Below are 18,541 nucleotides of genomic sequence, written 5' to 3' on the forward strand. Positions count from 1 at the left end.
TCAGTACTTGCGGTCGGGCAGCGCCGTCGTGGCGGCCTCGGGCGAGTCGAAGGTCACGCTCGGAACGACGATGTCGGACTCGACCTTGTCGCCGGCGATGGCCTTGTTGACCACGTCGATAGCGGTGTCACCGAACAGCGGGTTGTACTCGGCGACGAAGCTGAGGCGACCTGCCGCGAGTGCCTCGAGAGCGGCCTTGGTGCCGTCGATCGTGATGATCTTGACGTCGGTGCCAGGCTTCAGACCGGCCTCTTCGACGGCGAGCGCCGCGCCGAGACCCATCTCGTCGTTCTGTGCGAACACGAGCTGGACGTTGTTGTTGTTGGCCTTGAGGATCGTCTCGAAGACGCTCTTCGCCTCTTCGGTCGACCAGTTGGCCGACTGGCTCTCGAGCTTGGTGAGCTTGGAGTCGATCTTCTCGTCCCAACCCTTGTTGCGGTCGTTCACGACCGACAGTCCGGGAGGTCCTTCGAGCACGACGTAGTTGCCGCCGTCGGGGAACTGCTCGTTCGCCCACTCAGCGGCAGATGCGCTGATGCCGACGTTGTCGGGCGCGATGTGGCTCGTGTAGAGCTTGGTGTCGTTCGGCTCGATGCCGCGGTCGAGCAGCACGACGGGGATCTCGGCCTCCTTGGCCCGCTCGAGGATGCTCTCCCAGCCGGTGGCCTCCGTGGCCGACAGCAGGATCGCGTCGACGTCTTCATCGATGAACGAGGTGAACGCCGTGATCTGCGAGTTCTGGTCGCCGTTGGTGGCCGGAGCGTACTTCAGCTCGAATCCGTTCTCCTCCGAGAACGAGTCCTGGATGTTCTTCTCGTTCGCCGTACGCCATCCGCCCTCGGGGCCGACCGCGACGAACCCGATGGTGGTCAGGTCTTTGCCGTCGCCCGCTTTGTCGTCGCCGCCGCCGCTTGCCGAGCAGGCGCTCAGGCTGAGGGCGACTGCCCCCACCAGAGCGAGGCCTGCGATGGACCTGAATCGAGGTGCCTTGAACATTGATCTCCTCCTTGAGACCCGTCGGCTAGGAAGATGCCGACGGAGTGAATGTGAACCGTGATTGATGCAATGGGCTGAGGTTGTGAGGGCTAACAATTCGCTGGCCGGGCGGCTCTACTTCGGGAGCGTGTCATCTCGTCCCTGAGATCCTTCGGCGTTTTGTGAAAAGTTGTTAGCGCTCACAGTTTGCTTAGGCGAGACGATATCCGCGTGCCGATCCCCCTGTCAAGCGAGTATCAGCACGGCGTCGATAACGAATCGGCAACGGAGGTTTCGGCGCGGAACCGCCGGCGAGGTTCGCCGGCCTCGACTTGTGCATGCCAAATGTGAGCCCTAACATTCCCACTGGGAGCACGCGTCCTCGCGTGCACGAACGAGGAGGTTCCCCTGTGACGACTCCTCGCTGGAGGCGAACGTGAACGAGGCTGAGCCCGTCATCCGCTTCACCGACGTCTCCGTCACGTTCACCGCCACACGGGCTCTCGACGGTGTCGACTTCCGCCTGTTCCCGGGCGAAGTCCATTCCCTCATGGGAGAGAACGGCGCCGGAAAGAGCACCCTGATCAAGGCCCTCACCGGCGTGCAGCCGATCCACGGCGGGACGATCGAGATGGACGGCAGGCCGGTGTCGTTCTCGACTCCCAGTGCAGCGCAACGCGCAGGAATCAGCACGGTCTACCAGGAGGTCAACCTCCTGCCCAATCTCAGCGTCACCGAGAACGTGATGCTCGGGCGTGAACCGCGCACCCGCATCGGGGGCATCGACTGGCGCGCCGCCCACGAGCGAACTCGGGGACTCCTGGCGACCATGCGACTCGACATCGATCCGCGGTCGATGCTCGCCGACCACTCCCCCGCCATCCAGCAACTCGTCGCCATCGCCCGAGCCATCTATGTCGAGGCACGCGTTCTCGTGCTCGACGAGCCGACATCCAGTCTCGACAACGACGAAGTGACAGAGTTGTTCCGCATCATCGCGGGGCTCAAAGAGTCGGGCGTCGCGATTCTCTTCATCTCGCACTTTCTCGACCAGGTCTACGAGATCTCCGACCGCATCACCGTTCTGCGCGACGGGCGGCTCGTCGGCGAGTACCTCACCCCCGACCTTCTGCGCATCGACCTGGTGCAGAAGATGGTCGGCAAAGACCTGCCCGCATTGGCGACGATCCGCGCGCACACCAGCAACAGCGACGTCGAAGGGGGCCTCTCCGACGAGGAACCTCTGATCAACGCCATCGGGCTCGGGCGGCGAGGGGCGATCGAGGCATTCGATCTGCGGGTCTACGAAGGCGAAGTCGTGGGCATCGCAGGGCTTCTCGGCTCTGGGCGCACCGAGCTCGCCCGCCTGTTGTCGGGCATCGACCGTGCCGACGGCGGAGAACTGCTCATCGACGGTCGAGCCGAGCGCCTGACGAATCCGCGCAAGGCCATGCAGAATCGCATCGCTTACGCGTCCGAGAATCGGCGCACCGAGGGGATCATCGGTGATCTGTCGGTGCGCGACAACATCGCCCTCGCCCTGCAGGCCGACATGGGCTGGTTCCGGCGCATCCCCCGCCGTCGTCAAGACGAGCTCGCCGCGAGCTACATCCAGGCTATGAACATCCGGCCTGCCGACCCCGACGCTCTGATGGGAACGCTGTCGGGGGGAAATCAGCAGAAGGTTCTCCTGGCACGCTGGCTTGCTATCGCACCGCGCCTTCTCGTTCTCGACGAGCCCACCAGAGGCATAGATGTCGGCGCGAAGGCCGAGATTCAGACCCTCGTCTCCGACCTGGCAGACAACGGGCTATCCGTCGTCTTCATCTCGGCTGAGCTCGAAGAGGTGCTGCGCATCAGCCACCGCATCGCCATCCTGCGCGAGAAGAGAAAAGTGGCCGACCTCGAGAACCACGACCTCACGGTGGCGAGACTTCTCACGATCATCGCCGAGAACTCGAGCGACGGCGATGATGACTGAGCCGCAGTGGCAGTCGACTAGTGTTCGATTCACGACACGATCACGGGCGTGTCGCTGGATAAGGTGGACTACGTGACGGAAGAGGCGCCGCGCCAAGCGACGATCTTCGACGTAGCCCGGCTAGCGGGTGTGTCGCATCAGACGGTCTCGCGAGTGGTCAACGACCTGCCGAATGTGCGTTCGTCCACACGGGTACGCGTCGAAGAGGCGATCAAGAAGCTTCGTTACGTGCCCTCCCCCGCTGCGCGGGCACTTGTCACGCGACGATCGAGAACAATCGGGCTGATCGCCACCGGCGGTCCGGAGTACGGGCCGTCTTCTACCGTTCTGTATTTCAATGCGGCGGCTCGCGATGCGCGCTGGTCGGTCTTCACCGCCAACATGACCGATAGCGATCCCGGATCCATCCGAGGGGCGGTCGAGGCCTTTCTGCGCCAGAACGTCGAAGGCATCGCTGTCATCTCGGGCCATGAGGGCTCGGTCGACGTCGTCGCCGGAATGGAACTGACGATTCCCCTCGTCGCCCTCGAAGCCACCCCTCATACCGGGTTGGCCACCGTCGGCGCCGACCAGTACAACGGCGCACGAAACGCCGTACGACACCTCATCGCACTGGGACACCGTGGAATCGCCCACCTCGCCGGCCCGGCAGATTCGGTCGACGCCCGCGAGCGCGAGCGCGGATGGCGCGACGAACTGGGAGCGAACGATCTCTCGGCACGGGTGATCGGCGTCGGCGACTGGTCACCGTCATCCGGTCACCGATTCGGTGAAGCCTGCGATCTCACGGGCCTCACCGCGATTTTCGCCGCGAACGACCAGATGTCGATCGGCCTGATCCATGCGCTCAACGAGCGCGGCCTGACCGTCCCGCACGACATGAGCATCATCGGTTTCGATGACATTCCTGAAGCGGCATATGTATCCCCGCCACTCACCACGGTACGCCAGGACTTCGAGACGATCGGCCGCGACATGCTCAGCACCCTGCTCTCGCGCATCGACGGTGATCGCTCGACCGAGCTGCCGCAATCGCTGCCTGAGCTCATCGAGAGGTCGTCGACGGGCCCCGCGACGAATGTCGACTAGTTCAGCACGCTCGACACGAGATTGATCGTCGACGCCACCACCACGACGCCGAGCAAGAACGACAGCAGAGCGTGTCGAAGCGCCTCGGCACGCAGGACCGAACTCGTGATGTTGGTGTCGGACACCTGGAAGGTCATCCCGAGCGTGAAGGCCAGATAGGCGAAATCGAGGTAGCGCGGCGGCTCGTCCTGATTGAACTCGATGCCCTTTCCACCTGCTCTGTAATAGAAGCCGGCATAGCGCAGCGTATACAGCGTGTGCACCAGCCACCACGACGCTGCCACAGTGGCCAAGGCCGTGGCGACAAGACCCAGCGTGGCTCTCTCGCCGAGCTTTCCCGCCTCGACCAACAACAGCGCGATCGCACCGAAGCTGGCGATGCTCGCCAGAATCAAGAGCGTCTGCGCCATACGCTGCGAGGGGTCCTCCCGAGTCGCATGAGCAGCCGTATCGGCGGCATCCAGCCGCAGCACCGACAGCCACACCCACACGGTAAAGGTTCCCGCAGCCGCGATCCAGCCGACAGCAGGTGCGAACAACCACGATCCGACGATGCCTGTGATCGAGAAGACCACGGCGAAGATGACGAGCACCACGGCGGCACGAACCCCAGCTCGATGCCAGAAGTCGGTGAAGTCCCGGGTGTCGCTCGCGTTGCTCACGATGTGGGCCTGGTTCGTTCCATGGCCCGGTCGGCTGCGGCCTCCGGCTCGCTCGACACGAGGATGCGCATGCCCGGCTCGAGCACGACGACCTGGTCCCCGTAACGCGCGGCTATCGACGCCCGCTCCCAGATCAGAACACACTCGAGGGCCAGCTGGGTCGTGATCGCCCAGGGCTGCCTGGTTGCGAAGAGGGTGAACGAGCCCATCGAGTACCCGCCGAGCTCGGCCAGCTCGCCCTGAAGGCCGGCCATCCCGACTACCTCGAAGTCGACCCGGGGCAGCGTCGATGTATTCCTCTTCAGGAATGTCGAAACGAAGAGGCGGGCGGCGACGTCGTGCCTGTCGGCGTGCAGGATGCCGCGGGGCCCGTCATACGGAGGAATCGGGGCGTCGGTCACTGGCATACGCATGACGCTACAGCCTGCACATCTCGATCGGCCTGGTAATCACGCCGACGATTGCCATGATTCCAGAGCCTCCTCTGCCAGGGGTACCGAGTAGAAGTAGCCCTGAATGATGTCGCAACCCATCTCGGTGAGCCGCTCCAGCTGCTCGCGGGTCTCGATCCTTTCGGCTACGACGGTCATGCCCATGGCGTGGCCGATGTCGATGCAGCTGGCGACGATGGCGGTGTCCTCGGCAGAGATGCCCAACCCGGTGACGAACGAGCCGTCGATCTTCAATTCGTCGACGGGAAAGTCCTTGAGGTAGGCGAAGCCGGCGTGACCGGTGCCGAAGTCGTCGATCGAGAGTCGAACGCCGTGGCTGTGCAGCAGTTCGAGGTTTCGATGGGCGCTCGGGCTGTCGGTGATGAGACCGGTTTCGGTGATCTCGAGTGTGAGCAGCGCGGGGTCGAGGCCGCTCTGACTCAGCAGCTCGCCGATCATCTCGGCCAGGCGCGGGTCGTCCAGTTGGCGAGCGGAGACGTTCACCGACATCGTGACGGGCAGCGCGCCCCGCGAAGCATTGAGCCGCACGCACCTGTCGATGGCCTCGCGGAATGCCCACGCGCCCAGGTGGTTCACGAGGCCGGATCTCTCCGCCACGTCGATGAAACCATCCGGTCCGATCACCCCCCGGTCGGGATGATCCCACCTCATCAGCGCCTCGTAGCCGTGAAGCCTCCCCGTCTCGACGTGGAGCTGGGGTTGATACTCGAGGCGAAACTGCGCGTGTGCAAGGCCACTGCGAATCTCGCCGAGCAGCCTGATCTCATTGATCGCCGAGTCGTCGACGGCCGAGGTGAAGCGTCTCCACCGGTTGCGGCCTGTCGCCTTCGCTTTGTACATGGCCGTCGTGGCCTGACGCACCTGCAGCTCCGCAAAGCGCGCAAAGCTGGCCGGCCGATCGCCGTGTGCCGTTGAGATGGCTGCGTTGGAAAACCCCAGGCTCGCGGTTACCACGATGTCGAGATCATCGACCCGAATCGGCTCGCTGACCAGTTCGAGGATCCTCTCCGCGAACGACACGCCACGGCCTTGTCCTGAACCGACCACGACGAACTCGTCGCCCCCGACTCTCGCGCAGAGCAGACCTCCGTCGGCGAGAGTCTCGAGGCGCCCCGCGATCGCTCTCAGGACCTGGTCGCCGGCGGCCTGTCCCAAACTCTCGTTCACGACCCTGAAATGGTCGAGGCCGAGCGCGATGGTGACGAGATCGTCGCCGGGCTCCACGTGGCTCACCATGTCTACGAGGCGCGGCATCAGACCCACACGACTCAGAAGAGATGTCAGCGCATCGAATTGAGCTGACCGAGCGAGATCGTGTTCCGCCTCTCGCCTCAGCGCATCGGCTTTCTCGGCGTGACGCACCGCACTGATGAGGTGTTCCTCCTCCGCGCTGCGATCTCTGCGAGGAGTGAAGAGAAACACCGTCGTGCCGACGATCGAAGCCGCCCTCTGCGACTCAACCTGAGGCCGTTGATTCACTCGTGAGGCCGAGAGGTGCACGGGCCGCGCGGAGCGGTCCTTGCCCAGCACGTTGAACGACATGTCAGAGACACGCCCCTCGAGATGGAGCAGCGGTACTGCGCGAGCCGAGAACAGAATGCGGTCGGCCGGCGGGAGAAGTCGGATCAACGATGTCCCGATCAGCTCGTCCCTCGAGAAACCGGTCCACGCGAGCATGTGATCGTTGGCTTGCACGATGGTGTTGCTCGAATCCGTGATCAGGATTCCGCCCGGCCCCGATCGGAAGAGCGTCTCGTAATCGAACTCCACGGGCCCCGGCGTCGGCATGATCAGCGCTCGGCCAGAAACCGCAGGATCGCGCGAGAGGTCTCCTCTGGAGCACTCACCTGCGGCACATGCCCCTCGGCCTCGAGAACGACGACGGTCGCGCGGGGCATGTGCGCCTCCATGTACTCGCCCACGTGGAGCGGCGCGAGGGAGTCGTTCGTGCACTGCACGATAAGAGTCGACACCTCGACCTGCGGCAGCAATGGGCGCACGTCCGAGAGAAAGGCCACCCGGGCGAATGTGCGCATCACCCGAGGATCGACGCGGCAGAAGCTCTCCTCGAGCTCGTCGGTCAACTGCGGCACCTCGGGGTTCTTCATGACCACCGGCGCCATCATCGCAGCCCAGGCCAGATGGTTGTCGTCGAGCGATTCCATGAGTCCGTCGATGTCCGCGCGACTGAACCCGCCTTCGTAGCCGGTGTCGGGGTCGTCGATGTAGGAGGGCGTCGGGGCGAGGAGAACGAGCTCACGGAAGATCTCGGGGGACGTGACGCCTGCGGCGATGGCGAGCAGGGCCGAGAAGCTGTGCGCGATCAGGGTCACGTCGGTGAGTTGCAACGCATGGCAGAGTTCGATGAGATCGTCGACATATTGGTCGAGCGTCGCGTACTTGACCGCGTCGTACTCGTCGAGAGACGACCGGCCTGAGCCCACGTGGTCGAACAGAACGATGCGGTACCGGCCTTCGAAATAGGGCAGTATGCGCGAGTACATGGTCTGGTCGCAGCCGAAGCCGTGAGCGAACACCAGCACTGGCGCGTCGTCTGGACCGGAGATCTGCACGTTATTGCGCACTATCACCTCGCCTGCCCGGGCCGTGGCGTTTCGCATGAGTGCCATACGCTCCACCTTCGCACATGCGCGGCTCCAACTGTGTGTTGAGTGGGCGCCTGTCAATGGCATTGCAGCGCAATGAGAAGTCGCGTGTACTCGAAGAGTACGAGTCCGATCCGTCACAGTGACGGCTCCGAATAGACCCGCGACACCTCATACTCACGAATTCGGATCACCCGCACCATGGAAACACCACCGCGATGGAACTGACCGCCGCCCTCGAGCGTCTTCGCCGAACCCCTTTCCTCCTCGATGTGGTGCGCGCCGCCGATGATCTCGCGCTGACCGCATCGCGGGCGGGAGGGCGCCAGGCCGTCGGCATCCTGCGTCGTGCCATCGACGACGAACAGAACCAGCTCGTGGCGATAGCCGCGGTGCACGCGCTCGGCCGCGTCTTCGACGACGAGGCCGACGACGCTCTATCTGAACTGCTTTCGAGCGACAGGGCGTTTCTGAGAGAGCACGCCGCCTGGGCGTTCGGTAGCCGACTTCCCCGCTTGGATGCCGTGTCGCGTCTTGTCGCCTGCGTCGTGCAGGCGGGCTTCACCGGCATGCTCGCTCAGCGCACGCTGCAGCAGTGGGCGGTCTCGGCCCCGGATCACGTCGCGTTGGCTTTGGAGGGCGCTCTCGTCGCCGAGGTCGCGATCGACGCACGAACCCGGCTCGTCGAGACGCTCGGACTCGTATCCGGGCGGGTCGCCGGGCGGGCTCTGCGCGAGATCGCCTCCGACACTGCAGAGCACGACGACGTGCGGATCGCCGCGATCGCCGGACTCGGCGACCGCAGAGGCGACGAGCGTGGACTCAATCTGGTGCGCGAACTCGCCTCGGTCGACAGCGACGCCGACGCCACGGGATCGCGAACGATCGCCAACGCGGCGCGCCTGGCCCTGATCGACCTCGGCGACGCTCCGGCCGCCATCCGGCTCGGCGACGGCCTCACTGTGGCCCAGCTCTTCTTGCATGCCGACATCGACCGGGGCCTCACCCGCGCCGGCGCCGGCGACAACGGGGGAGTGGCCACGCTGCTCGTGCGCCTCGGCGACGCCCTGGCCAACCTCGATGGCATCGACCGTGTGCTGACCATGTCTCGAGGGGATGCCGGCGCTGCTGCCGACAGCCTGCTCGACCTTGCAGCGCGCACGGGCGCCGACCATGACTTCGTTCCCGTGCCCCTGCTGTCGGAGCCGAGCCCGCAGGCCCGCTCATGGCACACCAGGGTCGCGGCCGAGCGCGGAATTCGTCGCGCGCTGACGGCGCTCGGCCCTGTCGACGTTCTTCATCTGCGGATGGCCGATGTCGGCAGCATGGCCGCGTCGAGCGTGGCTCGCGAGCTGGGAATCCCTGTGGTGTTCACGCTGGCGCCCGATCCCCACGGCGTCATTCGCGCACTCGACGTTGCGGGCTCTCTGACCGCCGCCAACTTCGGCGACGTCGACGAGCAGGAGCACTATTGGTTCCGTCACCGGCTCGTGCAGCGTCTCGCCGCCGACGCCGAGCACACCGTGCTGTTTCCCCGACCCGCGCTGCGCGCTGAACTGCAAGAGCTGCTGGGCATCGACATCGACGAGTCACCAGATCACTACACCGTGGTGCCCGAAGGAATCGACCTCGCGACCATCGACAACGCACTCATCGAGGTCGAGGCGCGCAACGCCGGCGCCGGCGAAGCACATGACGCCATCGATGCGCTCGACGCGCTGATCGCTGCCCTACCGGAGCACCGTCGAGGCCTGCCCATCGCGCTGAGCGTGGGCCGCCTTCACCGGGTGAAGGGCATGGCGACCATCGTCGAGGCCTGGGCGACGGATGCGGCTCTGTTCGACAACTGCAATCTCGTGATCGTGGGTGGCGACCTGCTCGCACCGTCGGCCGACGAGCAGTCGCAACTCGACGCGATCGACCGGGTGCTGCGCGAGAACCCTCGAGCAGCCGACGGCCTCGTGCTCGCCGGGCATCGACCCAACGATGTCGTGTCACGCTGGCTCGCCGCGACGCGACTCGGATCGGGTGATCTCGTAGGCGCATCCGGCATCTACGTGTGCGGCAGTCTGAAAGAGGAGTTCGGCATCGCGATTCTCGAAGCCCTGGCTGCCGGGCTCGTCGTGGTCACGCCCGATGCGGGCGGTCCGGCGACGTATGTCGACGACGGTGTCACGGGAATTCTGGTCGACACCGGCTCTGCCACCGGGGTGCGTCGCGGCATGACCGAGGCCCTGCGAATCGCCGCCGACGATGATTTTGCCCGGGTGGAGGCTGCCCGCGGCATCGTGCGCGATCGCTTCACCGTGCAAGCCATGGCTACGGCTCTCGAGCGGGTGTACACGAACGTCGCCGAGACCAGGCGCCTCGAGGGCATGTCGCTGTCGAGCACGGGCAACGCCTCGTGACGCTGCTCGTCATCAGCCCCGACTACGCGTCGCACTTGCTGCCTCTTGCAACCCTGGCCACAGCGTGGCGCGACCGAGGAGACGACGTGGTCGTCGCATCCGGGCCCGCGACCTCGTCGATCGTCTCGTCGTTCGGCTTTCGCGGCGCCGAGCTGCGACTCGGGCGTGGCTCCAATCCGGGAACGATCCGCGCGGAGGAGCAACCGGCGGGCGAAGACGACTCCCTGCGCGGCTTCTTCGATGCCACCCGTCGAGGACTCGTCGACACCCTCGCCTATCAGGCGTCTCAACGCACGACCGATCTGTTGTGGCAGCCGCTCGAGACCGCGAGCGCTGTACTGAAGGTCATCGATCAGGTGAAACCGGATGCGGTGATCGTCGACCATCTCGCGTTCACGGCCCGGCTCGCCCTGCAGGCCGCGGGCATCCGCCACGCCGATGTGGTGCTCGGCCACCCCAGCGCACTACCCATAGCCGGAGAGGTATACGGCTATCCGACGTCATGGCCGCGAGCTTTCGATCCCGACGTCGATGCGCTCGAGCGTCTGCGCGCCAGCTGCATTCTCGTGCGCGATCGTTTCACCGAGCAATGGAACGACGCACTTGCCGTGCTGGATCCGAGTGCTGCCTCGTCGTCGGACGCCTTCGCCGAGCACGGCGATACTCTGCTGCTCAACTACCCGGGCCAATTGCACGACCCGGAGCGCACGGCGCAGCTCGCTACGCACGCTTTTCTCGGCTCCGCCATCCGTGACGAGCCCGCCGACCCCGAGGTCGACGCCTGGCTCAGCAGGGGAGGGGCGCCGATCGTCTACGTGAGCTTCGGCAGTTTTCTCTCTGTTCGCGCCGATGTGCTGGCTCGAGTGGCGGATGCGCTGCGGCCGCTCGACGTGCGGGTGGCGGTGGCCATCGGCTCGGCCGACCGACGCGATCTGGGCGAGCTGCCCCACACGTGGCTGGTGCGCGAGTTCTTGCCGCAGGTCACGATGCTGAAGCACGCTGTGCTCGCCGTGACGCACGGAGGCAACAACAGTGTCACCGAGGCGGCGACGGCCGGGGTGCCGATGCTGGTGTTGCCGTTCTCGACCGACCAATTCGCGGGCGCAGAGGCTGTCGAATCGCGGGGATACGGCCTCGCGTTGGCCCCGAATACGGCATCGGTCGACGAGTTGCGCGCCGCTGCCCAGTCGCTGCTCACCGACACAGAACTCCGCGACCGCAGCCGTCTGCTCGGCTCCGAGCTGCGCGCGACGCCCGGTCGCGACAGAGCCTACGGGGCGCTGTCGAGCTAGCCGACGACCTGGAATACTGGGCGCATGCGCAGATTTTTCGTCTCTCTGGTGGCCAACGCGATCGCCCTGTGGCTGACCACGCTCATCGTCACAGGAGTCGCCGTCGACCCCTTTGAAGACGACACTCTCGGCACGATTCTCTCGTTCCTGTTCGTGGCGCTGATCTTCGGTGTGGTCAACGGCATCGTGGGCACGGCGATCCGCATCGTCGCCTTCCCCCTGTACGTCCTCACCCTCGGCCTGCTCTCGTTGGTGGTCAACGCCCTGCTCCTGATGCTCGCAGCCTGGTTCTCGCAGCTCTTCGGATTCGGCCTGACAGTGGCCGGCTTCGGCTGGGCCGTGCTCGGCGCCCTCGTGCTCGCCATCCTCTCGGCGATCATCGGCTCGATCCTGCGCCCCCTCGCCGGCAACGACAAGGACTGACCCGAGGCGACGGCGCCTGGTCACAGCTGCGCTCACCTCTCGACCCGTTCGGCGCGATACTCCGTCGCCGTTCCTGGCGCTGTTCCCGACAGAAACGGCGCTGCATCGTCGATGAACTTCTCGACCCTCTGGTCTCTCGATCCGTCGACCAGCTCGGCCGTCTCTCGGTAGGCGCCCAGATCGTGCGACGGAAAGGCGTCGCCCACGGGGATAGGCGCATCGTCGTAGAGGGTGCGACGAACGAGTACGCGGTCGTCGCCGGATGCCGTGTCGAGGCCGCCGAGGGCCGGTACGAGATCTTCGGTGTGAGCGATGGTGAGCGTCGGCGCGTCGGTCTCGAGTTGACCCACGGGTGAGCCGAGCGTCACCACGCCCTGCACGTTGTAGTCACCCGACTGCTCGAGTTGCACGGCCAGAAGACCGCCCTGCGAGTAGCCGACCTCGAAGATCGGGTCGCCCGGCTGGATGCCCGAATCACGCATCGCCTCGACCGCGGCGCGGTACGAGGCGCCGTCGCCCGCACCCATCGACGTGACGTTGCTCGTCATGTCGAACGCTTCACCGCTCGGCATGGCGTTCATGTCGACGGTTCCGCCGAGATAGACGATGTACGACGGGTTTCCGTCGGCGTCGGCGTACTTCTCGATCTTGATCTGCGATCCCGCGCTGCTCGTGGCCGGCATCCGAGAAGCCAGATCAGAGATGCTGGAGGGTGCCGTGACAGGCGATGTCGAGACCCTCGTGGTGCGCACTGGAGTCTCGATGAGTGGCCCACGCCCCGCACTGCCAGCGCCCGCGACCCCTGCCGCGACGAGCACGAGCCCGGCGGCCTCTCTGATGCCGAAGAGACCGAGCCCATCATCGCCGATGACGGCGCCCGCGCCGGGAGGAACTCCGAGCAGCCCCGCGATGATGTCGTCACTCGATGAGAAGAGCAGGCGAACGGCGGCCGTGACGGCCGGGTTGTTGGCGAGTTCCGGATGCTCGCGCATCCACTCGGCGGCATCGGCGGGATTCTTCGAGGTGCCCGGCCGCGTCGCCAGGCCGAAGAGCACCCCCGATCCTGCTGCAGCAAGAAGCGGTGAGCCCGCCAGAAAGAGGAAAGGGGCGATATGCCCGAGCACGTTGCCGACGACGCCGGAGGCCATGCGGATTCCGTCGACCATGGTGTCCTCGACCATTCCGTATGCCTCGGCGGCCAACCGCAGAGAGAAGTCGAGTTCGCCCGCAGTGTGCGATGCCTGTTCGAGCTCGTGCGCGGCCTGCAGAACCAGCGTCGGCACTGTCGGCGCCTGAGCGGCCACCAGCGGGTCGAGGCAGAGCTGGAGTGCCCTGAGCCGCCCGGCCGCCGCGAGTGCCTCGGTCTCGATGGATCTCAGCCGAAAGGCGGTGGTCGCGATCTCGTCTGTCGATACGGCAAAACTGCCCCCGCCAGAAACCACGAGTTCGTCTGTGTCACGGGTCACGGCGTCGCTCCGAGCCTCTCGATGGCGCCGACCAGCAAGCCGTCGATCTCGCCGAGAGCCGATGACACTCGGCGCACATCAGCTGCCACGTGCTCGCACCTCATGTCGAATGACCGTCGTGCGAGGCCCTGCCACCCCGGTGAGTCGTCGCGCACGACGGTGGGCAACAGTTCGGTGCAGAGGGCGGTGCTCAGTGCCTGCACGGCGGCTCGGTCGTGCTCGAGGGCGGAGCTCACGTGGGTCAGAAGGGGGTTTGGATGATCTGTCACGGCACCAGTGTCACCGTCGATCCGGTCGACGACGCAGCCGCGGCCACGATCGGGGGAGCGGTGATGAGCAGACGGCTGATGTGGAGGAGAGGAATCTGCACCAAGATAGAGGCATGCCCCACGAGCGAGACGAGATTCCCCCTGGAGTCTTTCGCGTCTGCATGGTCTGTACGGGCAACATCTGTCGCTCTCCGATGGCGGAGATCGTGCTTCGCGACATGGTTCAGAAGGCCGGCCTCGGCCATCGGGTCTCGGTGACCAGCGCTGGCACGGGCGAATGGCACGTGGGGGAGCAAGCCGACCCGCGCACGATCGACGCCCTCGCGGATCGCGGTTACGACGCATCCATGCATCGAGCCAAGCAGTTCGACTCGTCGTCGTTCGACGACCTCGATCTGATCATCGCGCTCGACCGCACGCATGAGCGGGCAATCCGCTCGTGGGCATCGAGCGACTCCGACAGGTCGAAGATCAGGCTGCTCACGAGCTTCGACACCGATCCGGGGCGCCAACTCGACGTTCCAGACCCGTACTACGCCGACCCGGCCACGTTCGCGGCCGTGCTCACCACCATCGAGCAGGCCTGCGCGGCCTTGTTCGCCCAGCTCGAGCCGGCGTTTCGCGCGCCGCAGACATCCACCCACGCTTGACCATCGCGGCCTGAAGGCCGCCCAGCCCTGGAGTTACCCCTCACTATGAGCGCCCTTTCCCCCCAGCCCCTCAGCCCCCTCGACGGTCGCTATGCGTCGGCCGTATCCGAGCTGGGCGAGTTTCTGTCAGAGGCCGGGCTCAACCGCGCCCGCATCCAGGTCGAGGTCGAATGGCTGATCTACCTCACCGACCACTCGCTCTTCGGCTCGACTCCGATCGAGCTCGAGAAGCAGCGCCAGCTACGCCAGCTCGCCCCGAACTTCGGAGACGACGAGGTCGCAGAGCTCGGAGCCCTCGAGTCGACGACGAAGCACGACGTGAAGGCCGTGGAGTACTACGTGCGCCGCAGGCTCAGCGAACTGGGCCTCAATGACATCGCCGAGCTCACGCACTTCGCGGCCACCAGCGAAGACATCAACAACCTCAGCTACGCGCTCGTCATTCGGGATGCCGTGACCGAGGTCTGGCTGCCGGCGTTCCGGGCGGTCATCGACGAGCTCAGGGCGCAGGCGGTGCAGTACCGCGACGATGCCATGCTCGCTCGCACCCACGGGCAGCCCGCGACGCCCACCACCATGGGCAAAGAGCTGGCCGTCACGGTCTACCGTCTCGAGCGCATCCGCAAGCAGGTGGAGGCGGCCGAGTACCTCGGCAAGTTCTCCGGCGCCACCGGAACCTTCGCAGCCCACCTCTCGGCTGACGGCGACCTCGACTGGCAGGCGGTGTCGCGCGAGTTCGTGACGTCGCTCGGACTCACCTGGAACCCGCTCACCACCCAGATCGAGTCGCACGATTGGCAGGCCGAGCTCTACTCTCAGGTCGCCCACGGCAACCGCATTCTGCACAACCTCTGCACCGACGTGTGGACCTACATCTCGCTCGGCTACTTCACCCAGATCCCCGTCGCTGGCGCCACGGGCTCGTCGACCATGCCGCACAAGATCAACCCGATCAAGTTCGAGAACGCCGAGGCCAACCTCGAGCTCTCGAGCGCTCTTCTCGACTCGCTCGCGCAGACCCTCGTCACCAGCCGTCTGCAGCGCGACCTCACCGACTCGACCACGCAGCGCAATGTGGGCGTCGCCCTCGGTCACTCGCTGCTCGCGCTGTCGAACATCACGGCAGGCCTCGGCCAGATCTCACTGAACCGCGAGCTGCTGGCCGAAGACCTCGACACCAACTGGGAGGTCCTGGCGGAGGCCATCCAGACCGTGGTGCGGGCCGAGATAACGGCCGGTCGTTCGTCGATCACCGATCCCTACGCCCTGCTCAAAGAGCTCACCCGAGGCAAGCGCATCGGCGCCGACGACCTGGCCGCGTTCGTCGATGGCCTCGACATCGGCGACGCGGCCAAGCAGCGGCTGCTCGCACTCACCCCGCACACCTATGTGGGCATCTCCTCGGCTCTGGTGGAGCACATCCTCTAAAGCCCTCTCGGGCGCCCGCGGTAGCCTTGGTGTCTTATGGCACACGACAGCGAGACTCCTTCCCACCACACCGCGTCGCTCGAAGAGCGCATCCAGGCAGCCGTCGACAGCGAGGGCGAGACCTCGGTTGTGCTGCGCGCGCGGTCTCTGCTCGAGGGCGGCTACGAGGGTGAGGAGTTCTTGCGCGTCGTCGGGGGCCCACACGCCGACGGAATCCTTGCTGGCGCGCCGTCGCTCTACTGGCCCGAGCTGTGGGGCGCACGCGCCCTGAACTACGTCTGGTCGGATGCCGCGGCGCCGGCCGTCATCGCCGGCCTCGGCAACCAGGCATGGCGGGTGCGCGAGATGTGCGCCAAGGTGGCGGCCCTGCGCTCGATCGCAGCCCCCGAAGCCCTCACGGCCCTCACGACAGACGACCACGCCCGCGTCCGCGCGGCGGCGGCCAGAGCACTCGCGGCGACAGGCGACCCCTCGACTCAGGACACGCTCGAGTCGCTCCTGCGCGACCCCGACAAAGAGGTGCGCAGAACCGCCCAGCAGTCCCTCAAGACCCTGAAAGAAGCCCTGTCTTAAGGGGTCACTCCTCCCGAAGCATTTTTGGCGAACTGAGCACACTTTCGTGTTCGCGACCTGCGAAGCAGCGGGAACCCGCGCCTGAATACGTTGCACCGCTAGCTTCCAAGCGGATTGTCCTCCCCTGGCGCACGCCGACCTCGAGCCATCCGCGCGTACGAAAGGGAGGAACTACGTACATCCGACGCAAATAGCGCGTCGATGTGCGAAATCTCCTCCCGTTCTAGAGAAGAACGGATGGGGAACAGCGCATCCAAGCCGAAGCAGCCGGTGAGCGAAGCGAACTCGGCGACCGAAGCGAACTCAGCCCGGGGAGGGGTGTGCGTTTTCTTGCGAGTTATGGCTGTGGATGATGACCCGGAGCAGCGCGAGGAACGAGCGCCGCGGAGTGGTCGTCATCCACAGTCATTGTCTGAGCTGAAAACGCACACCCCGAGCCGAGCCACCCCAACCCGCGCCCCACAAAGAACCCCTAATGCCCAGAAGGCGGCAGTTCCTCGTCATCGAGCTCCGTCTGCTCATCTTTGTTCGGCTTGAACGTCAACACCATCATCGCGATCACCACGAGAACGACGATGAAGGCGACCCCGAAGAAGATCACCGCCAGCAACGGATTGCGCGTGGACAGCAGCACAGTGAGCCCTACGAACAGGGCCATCACGGCCGACAGAACGATGAGTTCGACCGGCTTGAAGACGTCGCGCTTGGATGGCTGGGTCACGGCTGCACCTGCGGGATCACATTGTCCTTCATTGAGGGGGCGGCTTGCGTGCCCCAGCGGAGCGACAGCCCCGCGATGACGAGATAGATTCCGAGAACCGCTCCGTATGCGCCGAAGAGGCCCACGGCGACGAGGTCTGTGAGAGGGAGGAGAAGGAAGACCAGCGCGAGAACACCGGTGAGCCCGCCCATGGCGATCCAGTCTTTCGCGGGCGCTTCGCTCCGCGAGCGCAGCCCGGTGACCAGCTCGAGAATTGCGGTTATCGCGGCCCAGACGCTCACGAGATAGAGCAGGAAGCCGAGCCCGAAGCCTTGCAACCCCAGCGCGAGCCCGCCCGCCACGACACTCGTGGCGGCCTGGGTCAGAAGAAGGCTGCGGTTCGTGCCCGCGGGCACGGCCCGCAGGGTCAGGATGCCCGTCAGTACGCCGGATGCGAGCGCGAAGGCACCGAAAACCAGAAGGCCGATGACGCTCGAATGGTTCGGCGTGAAGGTGACCACGAGGGCTACGACGATCGCCGGAATCGCCCGGGCGATCGGTACGCCCCAGTAGGGCGACTGCGCCTCGAGCGTGGCGTGCTGGGTAGTCACCGCGCGGCCTGCTTTCGAGTTCGTGAACTGCTCCAGTTTACGCGGCCCGATGCTTGTCGTTGCCCATATGCCGCTGCGCTCCCTCAGTGCGTGCGCAGCGGTGCGACGAGATCGGTCAGAATGGCCGTCGGTTCGAGGTGCAGTTCCGTCAGCAGGAGTGTCCTGTAGGCCTCGAAGTCCCGCAGGGCCTCCGACTGGTTGCCCTCAGCGAGGTGCACGCGGACGAGGCTGACGACGGCGCTCTGCCGAAGCGGTTCGACTCGCATCGCCGCCCGCGCAGCCTGAGCGGCCGCCCTGAGATTGCCCTCGCCGATCAGCAGCTCGGCCTGTTCTTCGAGAGCGTACAGGCGCAACTGCCGCCAGTCCTCAACCTCGGCCAGCACCCAACCGTCGTACCAATCGGGAAGGATACGCGACGAGAAGGCCGTGATCGCCGTGATGCCGAGATCGTCGACGATGGATGCCTCGCCCGGCTGCAACAGCCGTCGCGCCGCCTCCTTTGCCAGATTGAGGTCGACCCTGACGCCCGGTGCTAGACCCAGGCCGGCATGATCCATGGTTACGGCGGGTCTGATCTCGTCTTCGAGGCGGGCGAGCGCGGAGCGGAGGCTGTCGCCCGCGCGCCGCTCGGTGACATGCGGCCACATCTCGCCCGAGATGGCGAGCCTCGTTCCATGTGCTCGCAGGGCCAGGAAGGCCAGGAGACGCTTGGTTCCTGACGATAGGCCGAGTACCTCGGCGCCATTGTGGCGCACCGCGAACGACCCGAGTAGATCGATCTCGATCATGGCCGAGCCCGTCCCGAGCTCGGGCGCATCGACGGGATAGATCCGGTGAATCCAGTTTTGTGACGACATGTGATGTCGACCCCCTAGGGAGACACGCTCCCACACCATGCCATGTGACCGAGGGGGATTGCGCCCGCCCCTGAGAAAGGTCAAGAGCGCACGCGCAGG

General features: G+C 65.6%; 19 protein-coding genes. 8 read left to right on the plus strand and 11 right to left on the minus strand.

From position 1 onward, the window contains the following. Window positions 1-996 (minus strand): ABC transporter substrate-binding protein, encoded by a 996-nt coding sequence (locus B9Y86_RS14915; RefSeq protein ID WP_085487490.1) that lies wholly within the window; start codon window positions 994-996, stop codon window positions 1-3. A gap of 415 nt (window positions 997-1,411) precedes the next feature. Between B9Y86_RS14915 and B9Y86_RS14920 the strand changes: the two genes are divergently transcribed. Together B9Y86_RS14920 and B9Y86_RS14925 are read left to right on the plus strand one after the other, a co-directional pair. Beyond that, window positions 1,412-2,956, plus strand: a complete 1,545-nt coding sequence (locus B9Y86_RS14920; protein ID WP_085487492.1) for a sugar ABC transporter ATP-binding protein — start codon at window positions 1,412-1,414, stop codon at window positions 2,954-2,956. Window positions 2,957-3,004: 48 nt separating this feature from the next. Beyond that, window positions 3,005-4,045, plus strand: coding sequence for a LacI family DNA-binding transcriptional regulator (locus tag B9Y86_RS14925; protein ID WP_217809216.1), 1,041 nt, complete (start codon window positions 3,005-3,007; stop codon window positions 4,043-4,045). On the opposite strand, the gene B9Y86_RS14930 is transcribed toward B9Y86_RS14925, so the two are convergent. The 4 genes from B9Y86_RS14930 to B9Y86_RS14945 are packed head-to-tail and all read right to left on the minus strand — an operon-like array spanning window position 4,042 to window position 7,789. Further along, window positions 4,042-4,707, minus strand: coding sequence for a DUF1345 domain-containing protein (locus B9Y86_RS14930; protein WP_244894782.1), 666 nt, complete (start codon window positions 4,705-4,707; stop codon window positions 4,042-4,044). The two genes, B9Y86_RS14925 and B9Y86_RS14930, sit on opposite strands and share 4 nt — an antisense overlap. Further along, complete coding sequence (locus B9Y86_RS14935; RefSeq protein WP_139824930.1) at window positions 4,704-5,114, minus strand: hypothetical protein; 411 nt, start codon at window positions 5,112-5,114, stop codon at window positions 4,704-4,706. Before B9Y86_RS14935 ends, B9Y86_RS14930 begins: the two co-directional genes overlap by 4 nt. Before the next feature lie 42 nt (window positions 5,115-5,156). Further along, on the minus strand, window positions 5,157-6,947 hold the full coding sequence (locus tag B9Y86_RS14940) for a sensor domain-containing protein (RefSeq protein WP_085487496.1): 1,791 nt from the start codon (window positions 6,945-6,947) through the stop codon (window positions 5,157-5,159). A gap of 2 nt (window positions 6,948-6,949) precedes the next feature. After that, complete coding sequence (locus B9Y86_RS14945) at window positions 6,950-7,789, minus strand: alpha/beta fold hydrolase (protein WP_244894783.1); 840 nt, start codon at window positions 7,787-7,789, stop codon at window positions 6,950-6,952. Window positions 7,790-7,983: 194 nt separating this feature from the next. Here B9Y86_RS14945 and B9Y86_RS14950 point away from each other — a divergent pair, with 194 nt between their 5' ends. From B9Y86_RS14950 to B9Y86_RS14960, 3 genes are read left to right on the plus strand one after another with little or no spacing between them, the layout of a single operon-like run. Beyond that, the gene (locus B9Y86_RS14950; RefSeq protein ID WP_085487498.1) at window positions 7,984-10,173 is read left to right on the plus strand and encodes a glycosyltransferase; all 2,190 of its coding nucleotides are present in this window, start codon (window positions 7,984-7,986) and stop codon (window positions 10,171-10,173) included. Next, on the plus strand, window positions 10,170-11,465 hold the full coding sequence (locus B9Y86_RS14955) for a glycosyltransferase (RefSeq protein WP_085487500.1): 1,296 nt from the start codon (window positions 10,170-10,172) through the stop codon (window positions 11,463-11,465). Before B9Y86_RS14950 ends, B9Y86_RS14955 begins: the two co-directional genes overlap by 4 nt. A 24-nt stretch (window positions 11,466-11,489) precedes the next feature. Further along, on the plus strand, window positions 11,490-11,888 hold the full coding sequence (locus B9Y86_RS14960) for a phage holin family protein (RefSeq protein ID WP_085487502.1): 399 nt from the start codon (window positions 11,490-11,492) through the stop codon (window positions 11,886-11,888). Between the two features lie 32 nt (window positions 11,889-11,920). On the opposite strand, the gene B9Y86_RS14965 is transcribed toward B9Y86_RS14960, so the two are convergent. Genes B9Y86_RS14965 through B9Y86_RS17850 form a run of 3 tightly spaced genes read right to left on the minus strand, consistent with a single transcriptional unit; the run spans window position 11,921 to window position 13,745 of the window. After that, window positions 11,921-13,354 carry a hypothetical protein gene (locus tag B9Y86_RS14965; protein ID WP_085487504.1) on the minus strand — a complete coding sequence of 478 codons (1,434 nt, stop codon included), beginning with the start codon at window positions 13,352-13,354 and terminating at the stop codon, window positions 11,921-11,923. Beyond that, window positions 13,351-13,623 (minus strand): hypothetical protein, encoded by a 273-nt coding sequence (locus tag B9Y86_RS14970; RefSeq protein ID WP_085487506.1) that lies wholly within the window; start codon window positions 13,621-13,623, stop codon window positions 13,351-13,353. Before B9Y86_RS14970 ends, B9Y86_RS14965 begins: the two co-directional genes overlap by 4 nt. Continuing rightward, a complete protein-coding gene (locus B9Y86_RS17850; RefSeq protein ID WP_267240126.1) occupies window positions 13,620-13,745 on the minus strand; it encodes a hypothetical protein in 126 nt (41 codons plus the stop codon). The genes B9Y86_RS14970 and B9Y86_RS17850 overlap by 4 nt, the downstream gene beginning before the upstream one ends. On the opposite strand from B9Y86_RS17850, the gene B9Y86_RS14975 reads away from it, so the two are divergent. Genes B9Y86_RS14975 through B9Y86_RS14985 form a run of 3 tightly spaced genes read left to right on the plus strand, consistent with a single transcriptional unit; the run spans window position 13,737 to window position 16,274 of the window. Beyond that, complete coding sequence (locus B9Y86_RS14975) at window positions 13,737-14,273, plus strand: low molecular weight protein-tyrosine-phosphatase (protein WP_085487508.1); 537 nt, start codon at window positions 13,737-13,739, stop codon at window positions 14,271-14,273. The genes B9Y86_RS17850 and B9Y86_RS14975 overlap by 9 nt on opposite strands. A 45-nt stretch (window positions 14,274-14,318) precedes the next feature. Beyond that, window positions 14,319-15,701 carry an adenylosuccinate lyase gene (purB, locus tag B9Y86_RS14980; RefSeq protein ID WP_085487510.1) on the plus strand — a complete coding sequence of 461 codons (1,383 nt, stop codon included), beginning with the start codon at window positions 14,319-14,321 and terminating at the stop codon, window positions 15,699-15,701. A 36-nt stretch (window positions 15,702-15,737) separates the two neighbouring features. Beyond that, complete coding sequence (locus B9Y86_RS14985) at window positions 15,738-16,274, plus strand: HEAT repeat domain-containing protein (protein WP_085487512.1); 537 nt, start codon at window positions 15,738-15,740, stop codon at window positions 16,272-16,274. A gap of 472 nt (window positions 16,275-16,746) precedes the next feature. On the opposite strand, the gene B9Y86_RS14990 is transcribed toward B9Y86_RS14985, so the two are convergent. From B9Y86_RS14990 to B9Y86_RS15000, 3 genes are all read right to left on the minus strand, one after another. Further along, window positions 16,747-16,995 (minus strand): hypothetical protein, encoded by a 249-nt coding sequence (locus tag B9Y86_RS14990; RefSeq protein WP_085487514.1) that lies wholly within the window; start codon window positions 16,993-16,995, stop codon window positions 16,747-16,749. After that, window positions 16,992-17,585, minus strand: a complete 594-nt coding sequence (locus B9Y86_RS14995) for an HdeD family acid-resistance protein (RefSeq protein ID WP_085487516.1) — start codon at window positions 17,583-17,585, stop codon at window positions 16,992-16,994. The genes B9Y86_RS14990 and B9Y86_RS14995 overlap by 4 nt, the downstream gene beginning before the upstream one ends. An 83-nt stretch (window positions 17,586-17,668) precedes the next feature. Next, entirely contained in the window at window positions 17,669-18,442 is a 774-nt protein-coding gene (locus B9Y86_RS15000) for an AfsR/SARP family transcriptional regulator (RefSeq protein WP_176223378.1), read from the minus strand. Window positions 18,443-18,541 lie beyond the last annotated feature (99 nt).

The sequence above is a fragment of the Agreia pratensis genome (assembly GCF_900177685.1).
Taxonomy (GTDB): Bacteria; Actinomycetota; Actinomycetes; order Actinomycetales; family Microbacteriaceae; genus Agreia; species Agreia pratensis.

Coding starts and splice junctions, on each gene's coding strand:
- B9Y86_RS14915 (WP_085487490.1), bottom strand. CDS start 996: ATGTTCAAGGCACCTCGATTCAGGTCCATCGCAGGCCTCGCTCTGGTG.
- B9Y86_RS14935 (WP_139824930.1), bottom strand. CDS start 5,114: ATGCCAGTGACCGACGCCCCGATTCCTCCGTATGACGGGCCCCGCGGC.
- B9Y86_RS14940 (WP_085487496.1), bottom strand. CDS start 6,947: ATGCCGACGCCGGGGCCCGTGGAGTTCGATTACGAGACGCTCTTCCGA.
- B9Y86_RS14945 (WP_244894783.1), bottom strand. CDS start 7,789: ATGGCACTCATGCGAAACGCCACGGCCCGGGCAGGCGAGGTGATAGTG.
- B9Y86_RS14950 (WP_085487498.1), top strand. CDS start 7,984: ATGGAACTGACCGCCGCCCTCGAGCGTCTTCGCCGAACCCCTTTCCTC.
- B9Y86_RS14960 (WP_085487502.1), top strand. CDS start 11,490: ATGCGCAGATTTTTCGTCTCTCTGGTGGCCAACGCGATCGCCCTGTGG.
- B9Y86_RS14975 (WP_085487508.1), top strand. CDS start 13,737: ATGCCCCACGAGCGAGACGAGATTCCCCCTGGAGTCTTTCGCGTCTGC.
- purB (WP_085487510.1), top strand. CDS start 14,319: ATGAGCGCCCTTTCCCCCCAGCCCCTCAGCCCCCTCGACGGTCGCTAT.
- B9Y86_RS14985 (WP_085487512.1), top strand. CDS start 15,738: ATGGCACACGACAGCGAGACTCCTTCCCACCACACCGCGTCGCTCGAA.
- B9Y86_RS15000 (WP_176223378.1), bottom strand. CDS start 18,442: ATGTCGTCACAAAACTGGATTCACCGGATCTATCCCGTCGATGCGCCC.